At 63.7% G+C, this 8,163-nt stretch carries 9 protein-coding genes and 1 pseudogene; 7 read left to right on the top strand and 3 right to left on the bottom strand.

Translation table 11 applies throughout. From position 1 onward, the window contains the following. Nucleotides 1-180, top strand: a pseudogene (locus HDG32_RS36330) (hypothetical protein); the annotation flags it as partial. A 1-nt stretch (nt 181) separates the two neighbouring features. Here HDG32_RS36330 and HDG32_RS09105 read toward each other — a convergent pair. Beyond that, nucleotides 182-586 carry a mechanosensitive ion channel family protein gene (locus HDG32_RS09105; protein ID WP_311539625.1) on the bottom strand — a complete coding sequence of 135 codons (405 nt, stop codon included), beginning with the start codon at nt 584-586 and terminating at the stop codon, nt 182-184. Between the two features lie 97 nt (nt 587-683). Then, nucleotides 684-1,184: a GAF domain-containing protein gene (locus HDG32_RS09100; protein WP_184065720.1), complete on the bottom strand. Its 501-nt coding sequence runs from the start codon at nt 1,182-1,184 to the stop codon at nt 684-686. A gap of 453 nt (nt 1,185-1,637) precedes the next feature. Here HDG32_RS09100 and HDG32_RS09095 point away from each other — a divergent pair, with 453 nt between their 5' ends. Further along, nucleotides 1,638-2,078 (top strand): hypothetical protein, encoded by a 441-nt coding sequence (locus HDG32_RS09095; RefSeq protein ID WP_090803691.1) that lies wholly within the window; start codon nt 1,638-1,640, stop codon nt 2,076-2,078. Nucleotides 2,079-2,115: 37 nt separating this feature from the next. Here the strand turns inward: HDG32_RS09095 and HDG32_RS09090 are convergent, their stop codons facing one another. After that, nucleotides 2,116-2,541 carry a molybdopterin-binding protein gene (locus HDG32_RS09090; RefSeq protein ID WP_184065717.1) on the bottom strand — a complete coding sequence of 142 codons (426 nt, stop codon included), beginning with the start codon at nt 2,539-2,541 and terminating at the stop codon, nt 2,116-2,118. Between the two features lie 158 nt (nt 2,542-2,699). On the opposite strand from HDG32_RS09090, the gene HDG32_RS09085 reads away from it, so the two are divergent. The 5 genes from HDG32_RS09085 to HDG32_RS09065 all read left to right on the top strand — a co-directional run bounded on the left by HDG32_RS09085 (nt 2,700) and on the right by HDG32_RS09065 (nt 8,160). Further along, nucleotides 2,700-4,259 (top strand): SH3 domain-containing C40 family peptidase, encoded by a 1,560-nt coding sequence (locus HDG32_RS09085; RefSeq protein WP_184065714.1) that lies wholly within the window; start codon nt 2,700-2,702, stop codon nt 4,257-4,259. A 143-nt stretch (nt 4,260-4,402) separates the two neighbouring features. Further along, nucleotides 4,403-4,888, top strand: a complete 486-nt coding sequence (locus HDG32_RS09080) for a VOC family protein (RefSeq protein WP_184009671.1) — start codon at nt 4,403-4,405, stop codon at nt 4,886-4,888. Nucleotides 4,889-4,955: 67 nt separating this feature from the next. After that, a complete protein-coding gene (locus HDG32_RS09075; protein ID WP_184065711.1) occupies nt 4,956-5,432 on the top strand; it encodes a VOC family protein in 477 nt (158 codons plus the stop codon). An 84-nt stretch (nt 5,433-5,516) separates the two neighbouring features. Beyond that, on the top strand, nt 5,517-6,737 hold the full coding sequence (locus HDG32_RS09070) for an MFS transporter (RefSeq protein WP_184065708.1): 1,221 nt from the start codon (nt 5,517-5,519) through the stop codon (nt 6,735-6,737). Between the two features lie 565 nt (nt 6,738-7,302). Then, entirely contained in the window at nt 7,303-8,160 is an 858-nt protein-coding gene (locus HDG32_RS09065; protein WP_260336414.1) for a FecR family protein, read from the top strand. Nucleotides 8,161-8,163 lie beyond the last annotated feature (3 nt).

Here is an 8,163-nt window from a genome sequence, read left to right as displayed (position 1 = left end):
CCTCACCTGGACGCGCGAGACCATCGATGCCGAACTCGCAGCACTGCTAAGCAGGTACGGCGCCGATTTTCAAATCAATTTTTCCTGAACACTTATCACCGCGACTACTACGCGGCATTTCTGATCGACCCGGCCGGCAATCGCGTCGAGGCCGTATGTCATGCCCCTACTAACCCCTAACTTAAGCCGCTACCTCACACCCCGCCAGCTCCAACACGGCCTGCGCCCTGTCGTGCAGATCGCCGCCAGCCAACGACGCATCCGGCGACCTGACCCACGCGGCGATCCTCAACGTCGCGCCGCCATCCGCCGGATAATCCGCAACCGACACCACCGGTGCAAGCGTCGAACCGCTCAGCACGCGCGGCTCGTCGGCCACGAGTTTCTGCAGTTGCCCGATCGCCGCATCCACGTCCTTGCGCTGCGCGAGTTCCACCTCGACCTCGATGCGCTGTGTGCCGCCACAGCTGTAGTTGATCACCGGATTGCTCCAGATCTGGCTGTTCGGCACGAACACGATGTTGCCGTCGCCGCATCGAAATCGGACCAGCACTACGAAGTGGCAAGCGAGAAAAGCGCCAGACACGCGGTGCATCGCGGTGATGCGCTAGAGCGTCTCAAAGATTGAGATGCACGGTCTGCACCTCAGTGCTGCGCGCCACGCCCGGCGCGATTCGGCGACGCTACACGCCGCGCGGCAGCGCTGCCTCGATGAACACCGCGCACAACGCTTCCATGCCCTTCGCGTCCTCCTCGTCGAAGCGCGCGACGACCGGGCTATCGACATCCCACACGCCGATCAGCGTGCCGTCGGGCGCGACGAGCGGCACGACGATTTCCGATTGCGACGCCGAATCGCATGCGATATGGCCGGGAAACTCGTGCACGTCGCGCACGACCTGGGTCTGACGGGTTTGCGCGGCCGTACCGCAGACGCCCTTGCCGAGCGCAATGCGCACGCACGCGGGCTTGCCCTGGAACGGGCCGACCACCAGTTCGCGGCCGTCGTGAAAGTAAAAGCCGGCCCAGTTCAGATCGTTCAACGAATGAAAGACGAACGACGAGAAATTCGCGGCGTTGGCGATCCAGTCCGTTTCGCCGGCCAGCAGCGCGCGCGCCTGCGCGACCAGTTCTTCATATTGCGCGGCTTTGGGCAGATGCGAGGTGGGGGAAACTTCGAACATGACGGCGTCCGTGATCAGAGCGGGATGGAAAGCGGTAAGGGGTGAAGTGTAAAGCAAGCGCAATCCCCGCGCGCGGGTGTCGAACGCTGTGACACGCGCCGCGCGTCTACGCTCGCCGTCCACCTCGGTTCTCGACTATCCCTTCCTAGTTTCTATCTTAATATAATCAATATTCATTTCGCATTAGCTTAAATCGAACGGGTTTTTTGTCGACTCTATTTTTGCTATATTACCGGCCGTGTCTTTTGCCTATAACTCGTCACGTCAGAACACACGCGACGCGTTAGGTCCCGCAAATACCGGAGACATGATAGCGGTAGCAGAAAAAATGATGCTTAATGTGATGATTACCCCGCGTGATCGCAATGGCCGAAAGATAGGTCCCGCGAAGATAAGCCGGGGACTAATGAGCCGCCGTCAACGAGAATCCGCGCCCTTCCGGCAGTCGGCACAATGACAGGCCACAAGCTTTTTTCGTATGTGGCTCTCACGCTGACCGCCTCGGCAAGCGTGTGCGCGGCACAAACACCACCACACGCTACGATTAATGATTTCATCGGCAATTGGGTCGTGACCGATGTAGTTGACTATGCCGATATTTCTGGTGGCATCCCCGAAGCAAAACGGATTCTCGGCATGACGATGACAATTACGCCGCAATCAATGAGCTTCGACAGTGAAACCTGCAAGCCCAACACAGGTTTTACCGTCAAGCGAATTGACACGCTTTCGGCGTTGAAGAAACAGTTCGACCTTCGCGTGAATGAAACCGGGTTGCCCGCTACCACCGTTGTCGTAGATAGCGACAATTGTTTTGCGATCTTCCGGATGGACGCTCACAGGATTGTTTTTGGATGGGACGGGATCATCGTTCGCGCCATCCGCGATCAGTGAGAGCTCGTTGAGTACCCGTCCCAGAGGCCCGGGCCTTTTACTGATCGACCCCAATAATCACGCTCGACGCCTTGAAAACCGCCGTCGCCGCCTTGCCGCTCGCGAGGCCGAGGCGCTCGACGCTGTCGTTCGTGATGATCGCCGCGATCTGCGCGCTGCCGGCACTGATCGTCACTTCCGAATTGACGGCGCCCGTCGTCACCGCCGCGACGGTCCCTTCGATGCAGTTGCGCGCCGACACCTGCTGCCTCGCGACATCGACCATTACGATCACCGACGATGCCTTCACGAGCGCAAACGCCTGCTTGCCGGTCGCCAGCCCGAGCGACTTCGCGCTGCCGTGCGTGATGATCGCGACGACCTCGAGACCGTCCGGCGTGCGCAGCGTGACTTCGTCGTTGACGGCACCGTGCTTGAGGTCGATGACTTCGCCGCTGAACTGATTGCGTGCGCTGGTTTTCATGGCGGACTCCCTGGCGATTGTCGCGCGTGGCGACGCGCGGGTGGACGGATGAAGCGAGTGTAGTCGAAGCCGCGCGCGCCGCCGCCAAACATCCGATGCGCCGTGCGCATCGCCGACACCGTATCATCTTGGCCGTGCACCTCATACGCCGAATCTTTATGCCCGTCGCCGTTCTCTCCCGCCGTGCCTGCCGCGCCGTCGTGCTGTGCGTCGCCGTCACGACGCTCGCCGCGTGCAGCACGCCAACGCCGCCGCGCGGCACGCACGCGTTCGTCGACAACGTCACGCTGTTTTCGCTCGCCCATTACGACCAGAACGTCGATCACTGGCTCGATCCGAACAGCCCCGACTACGATCGGCCGTTTCTCAGCGCCGCCGAGCAGCGCGCACATTTCGACGCGCTGTTCGCGCGCTACTTCGGCACGGGCGAGAACGCGCCGTCGCCGTGGAATCCCGCCTGGGTGACGACACGCGTGCTTCGCGAGCAGGGCGAGGACATTGCCGCACTGCAACAGCGCCGCATCGACAGGTTCGACAACACCGGCAAGCGTGGCGGCATCATCGGTTACGGCGAAAACTTCCGGCCGCACGACAAGGCGTGGATCGACGCGATCGCGCGCAACATCAACCTCGCGCAGTTCACGCAAACGCCGGTCTATCAGCCCGAGCGGCGCGCGATCGCGACCGGCAACCTGATGGTGCGCGAGTTGCCTACCACCGATCCGTCGTTCTACGACCATCGCCTGGCCGGCGAGGGTTATCCGTTCGACAACCTGCAGATCTCGGCGGTGCGGCCCGGCACGCCGCTCTATGTGCTCGGTAGCAGCGTCGACGGCGCGTGGCATTACGTGCAGACGCCCGACGTGCAGGGCTGGGTGCGCAGCGACGGCGTCGCGTTCGCCGACGATGGTTTCATCGATCAATGGCGCGCGGCGGCCGGGAAGTCGCTAGGCGCGGTGATCGTCGCGTCGGCGGCGGTCAACGACAGCCACGGCGTGTTCCGCTTCGCTGCCCCGGCCGGGACGATGCTGCCGCTGGTGGCGGGTGTCTCGGCATCGCCAGCCGCGACCGGCACCAATGCAGGCACACTCCAACTCCTCGTTCCCGCGCGCGACGTCGACGGCCGCGCGCTGATCCGCACCGCGTCGCTCGACGCCACGCAGATCACGCCGATGCCGCTCGCCGCGACGCCGCGCCATCTCGCCACGCTGTTGAAGGCGCTGATCGGCCGGCCGTACGGCTGGGGCAATAGCGGGCTCTACAACGACTGTTCGTCGGAACTGCAAAGCATCTTCGCCGCGTTCGGCGTGTGGCTGCCGCGCCATTCGTCGACGCAGATGAGCGCCGGCCGCATGGTCGATCTGTCGGAGTCGACACCCGCCGAACGGCTCGACTATCTGGCGCGGCATGGCGTGCCGCTGCGCACGCTGATCTACATCGGCGGCCACGTGATGCTGTACCTCGGCAACACGACGCGCAACGGCGCCACGGTCCCCGTCGTCTATCAGGACGTGTGGGGCCTGCGCCCGGCCGACAACAGCCGGCGCGCGGTCATCGGCGGCTCGGTGATCCTGCCGCTCGACGAGCGCATCCCCGAGGACGCGACGCTGCAGTCGCTCGCCGCGACGCCCACGTTCCAGATCAGCATCCTCGGCGCGCCGGCGGGCAGCACGGCGCCGTCCGCGCCGCCGGCGGACGAGGACAATCCGGCGGGATAAATGGCGGGCCGCCCTCCCCCGCGCCTGAAAATATTTTTTTCGGAGTGTCGATCCGACGGTGACCAACTCGTCGTAACGTTGAAGACCCAGCTCACGCAGCCGGTCTTTCCCCTGAGGAACCGTTACTTCAAGGAGTCACCGTCATGTCCAGTGCCGCAGCCAAACCGATCCCGGACGGGATGCACTCGCTCACGCCGTACCTGATCTGCAAGAACGCCGCCGAAGCGATCGCGTTCTACACGAAAGCCTTCAACGCCGTCGAACAGATCCGTCTGCCGGGCCCCGACGGCAAGGTGATGCACGCGACCCTGAAAATCGGGGACTCCATGCTGATGCTGACCGACGAATGGCCCGAGCACCAAACCTTCGGCCCGAACACGCTGAAGGGCACGCCGGTCACGATTCACCACTACGTACCGGACGTCGACGCGAGTTTCAAACAGGCGGTCGACGCGGGCGCGACCGTCACGATGCCCGTCACCGACATGTTCTGGGGCGACCGCTACGGCCAGGTCAAGGACCCGTTCGGCCACAGCTGGTCGCTCGCGACGCACAAGCGCGACCTGAGCGCCGAGGAAATCCAGCAGGCGATGGCCGCGATGGACTGTTCGTCCCAAGAGAAGAAGTGAGCGGCCGATGGGCGTCGGGCAATCGCACGCCCACGCCCACCGACACCAGTCCCGAAGGAGCAACGTCATGCAGAAAATCGCGCCGTGCCTGTGGTTCGACGGCAACGCGGAAGAAGCCGTGGAGTTCTACACGTCGGTGTTTTCGGCGTCGCGCATCGCCACCACGCTGCACGCCACGGACGCCGGCCCAGGACCGGCGGGCAAGGTCGTCGCCGTCACCTTCGAAATCGAAGGCCAGGAGTTCATGGCGCTGAACGGTGGCCCGCAATATAAATTCACGCCGGCCATCTCGCTGTTCGTGCACTGCGACTCGCAGGAGGAAATCGATCGCTACTGGTCGAAGCTGCTCGACGGCGGCGGCGAGCCGTGGGCCTGCGGCTGGCTGCGGGACCGCTTCGGCGTGTCGTGGCAGATCGCGCCCAACGTGCTGCTGCAGATGCTGCGCGACCCGGATCGCGCAAAGGCAAGCCGCGTGATGGCGCAGATGATGAAGATGGTCAAGCTCGATATCGCGCCGCTCGAACGGGCGTATCGCGGCGAATAGGACGGCGGCCAGCGGGCGCCCCGCCTCGCCCGCGCGATCTTTTGATAGGATCGGTCTCGACCCCAATACGGCGAGACAACCACGGTGCGCGTCAACCATCAGGCCTTCTTCTGCTCGCTGTTCATCGCGCGTCTCGCCGATCAGATCCTGCTCTTTCTGGTGCCGCTCGTGGTGTTTCAAACGACGCGCCAGGTCTCGTGGTCGGGGCTCGCGTTTTTCATCGAAACGCTGCCGCGCTACCTCGTGTTCCCGTTCTTCGGCGCGCTCTGCGACCGCTTTCCACCGCTGTGCCTGATGCGGCTGAGCCAGGCGGTGCGTGCGCTCGCATGCTTCGGCGGTATCGCCGCATATGCGCTGTTCGGCGGCATCGGCTGGCTGATCGCGCTGTCGGCCGCGTGCGGCGTGCTGACGAGCCAGGGGCTCGTCGCGCGCGAGGTGATGCTGCCGCAGATCTTCAGCACGCAGCAGATCCAGAAGGTGCTCGCGTATTCGCAACTGGCCGATCAGCTCGGCTTCGTGCTGGGGCCAATGCTCGCCGCGTTGCTGCTCGGTGTGTGGCATTGGGAATGGGTGGTCGCCGCGACCGGCGTGCTGTTTCTGTGCGCCGACGCCGCACTGTTCGTCTGGCAGCGACTGAGCGGCTTTCGCGCGCCTTCGCCGGTGTCCGCTCGATCGCTCACGCCCGCCGCTCACTGGACCACGCCGCTGCGCATCGCGCTCGATCACGTGTGGACGCTGCCGGGCCTGAAGAAGGTCATCATGCTCGCGGCCGCGGAGAACCTCGTCATCGGTGTCACGCTTGCGACGTCGGCGGCGATGGTGACGGGTTTGCATGCGCAATCGAGCCGCTACTACGCCGGTCTGCAAACGGCCGGCGCGCTCGCCACGGTGCTGGTGCTGCTGACGGTTGCGCGCGCCGGATGGCCGGCGCGCGTGCTCGGTCTCGTCGCATTCGTGACGATCTGCGCGGGCGGCGTGATCGCAGGCGCGAGCGCGTCGCCGTGGGGCTATGCGCTCGGCTTCCTGCTGATCGTCGGCTTCGACAAGATGTTCAACGTCTACATCCGCAGCGCGCGTTTGCAGATCATCCCGCCCGAGGACTACGGCAAGACCATCGGCGTCGCGATTCTGCTGAACAACCTGACGCAGCCGCTCGCCGGCCTGCTCGTCGGCGTGTTCTCGGCGCGCACCCAAACCGGCCCACTGATCGTCGCGCTGTCGCTGACGATGGGCGGCATCGGCGCGGCGGTATCGATCGGCTCGGCGCTGCTGCGCCGCAGGCGCGCGTGGGCGCTCGAAGACTAACGGCGCTTCGACGCGCGACGACACGCTCGAAGTTACCCACAGTTTTTGTTGGCAAATCTGTGCATAACTTCCCGGAAAAATCCGCAAGCCTTTGATACGCCTGTCGTTTTTTCGTCTGCATCGAAGGTGCGGCAGCGCACGGAGTTTTACCGGGGTTCATGAGCGGCCGGCTGCGCGCAGACCGTCGTCAGCGCCGTGCGCATGCGAAGAGTTTCATCAGATTTACACGCCCGTCGGCTAAACCCGGCACGCTGTAATTCGTGACAAAAATGTCACGTTCTATTGCAGCGCAATTAGCCGCATTTCTGCTTAAGAATTCACGAAAAGAAACGATCCACACATAGCCTGAATTTTTTGTATCGATGACAATGGGTCTGCATGCCCTGACGCAATCGGGGCCCACGCTTCCGCTTAGGATAAGGTAGTGAGTCAATTCGATGTGAACTCGATCCGAATATCCGCCGCAAATCATTATTAACAGATATAAATCGTTAAATCCTGATCTGCTAAATTCAATTTAAATCACATTTGTCAAATGCGTCCGGAGTACCGCATCTTTAACCAAATGCTTCGGCGAGCGCAGCAATTACGGCGCGAAACCGGCGCCGTGCCCGCGGACGTCGGCCCCGCGCTACGCGAAGACGCGGATGCTGCCGGCGTGTCGCAGGGACGGCGGCGCGCGCTGCAAACGCTCTCGGGGCTTGCGATCGCCGCGCCCGCGGGCTGGCTCGCGAGCCGCTTGCCGTGGCAGATGTGGACCGCAGAATTCCACACCGCGACTGGCGAACTGGACGACGTGCTGCTGGCGGACGGCACTCAGATCACGCTGGGCAGCGCGAGCGCGATCAACGCCGCGTTCGAGGCGAACGTTCGGCGCGTCGATCTGCTCGGAGGGGAAATCATGGTGCGGCCCGTGATCGATGTTGGCGGCGCACCGGGCGCCCGAACGACTCATGCGCCTTTGCTCGTGCAGACGGCCGAAGGCGTCGTCGAAGCGCGCGGTGCGCAGTTCAGCGTGAGGCAACGGGATGGTTTCATACGCGTGGCCGCGTTTCGCGGCGACGCGTTGGTGAGGCCGGCATCGGGCGCGGCGCTGGTGCTGACGCAAGGACAACGGTGCACGCTGACACGCTTCGGCGTCGCGACGCCGCAAGCGCTCGACCCGCGCGAGGCGATGTGGACGCGTGGCCTGCTCTACGCGAACAACATGCGTATCGCGGATCTCGTCGACGAACTCGCGCGCTATCACGCCGGCGTATTGCGCTATGCCGACGACGTCGCCGATCTGCGCGTGTCGGGCATCTATCAGCTCACCGATACCGACGCGACGCTCGCGCTGCTGCAGCGGACCTACCCGATCCGCTTGCGCTCGATCACGCCTTACTGGACCCTCGTCGAAGCGCTCGACAGCGCGAGAATCTGACGC

Origin of the sequence: Paraburkholderia sp. CI2 (assembly GCF_014201055.1) — a bacterium.
Lineage (GTDB): Bacteria > Pseudomonadota > Gammaproteobacteria > Burkholderiales > Burkholderiaceae > Paraburkholderia > Paraburkholderia tuberum.
The sequence above is the reverse complement of the archived record's forward strand: the minus strand, read 5'-3'. Positions and strand labels throughout refer to the sequence as shown.

Bases quoted from the DNA above. Each gene is read 5' to 3' on its own strand.
- HDG32_RS09100 (WP_184065720.1), bottom strand. From the start codon at position 1,184: ATGTTCGAAGTTTCCCCCACCTCGCATCTGCCCAAAGCCGCGCAATAT.
- HDG32_RS09095 (WP_090803691.1), top strand. From the start codon at position 1,638: ATGACAGGCCACAAGCTTTTTTCGTATGTGGCTCTCACGCTGACCGCC.
- HDG32_RS09090 (WP_184065717.1), bottom strand. From the start codon at position 2,541: ATGAAAACCAGCGCACGCAATCAGTTCAGCGGCGAAGTCATCGACCTC.
- HDG32_RS09085 (WP_184065714.1), top strand. From the start codon at position 2,700: ATGCCCGTCGCCGTTCTCTCCCGCCGTGCCTGCCGCGCCGTCGTGCTG.
- HDG32_RS09080 (WP_184009671.1), top strand. From the start codon at position 4,403: ATGTCCAGTGCCGCAGCCAAACCGATCCCGGACGGGATGCACTCGCTC.
- HDG32_RS09075 (WP_184065711.1), top strand. From the start codon at position 4,956: ATGCAGAAAATCGCGCCGTGCCTGTGGTTCGACGGCAACGCGGAAGAA.
- HDG32_RS09065 (WP_260336414.1), top strand. From the start codon at position 7,303: ATGCTTCGGCGAGCGCAGCAATTACGGCGCGAAACCGGCGCCGTGCCC.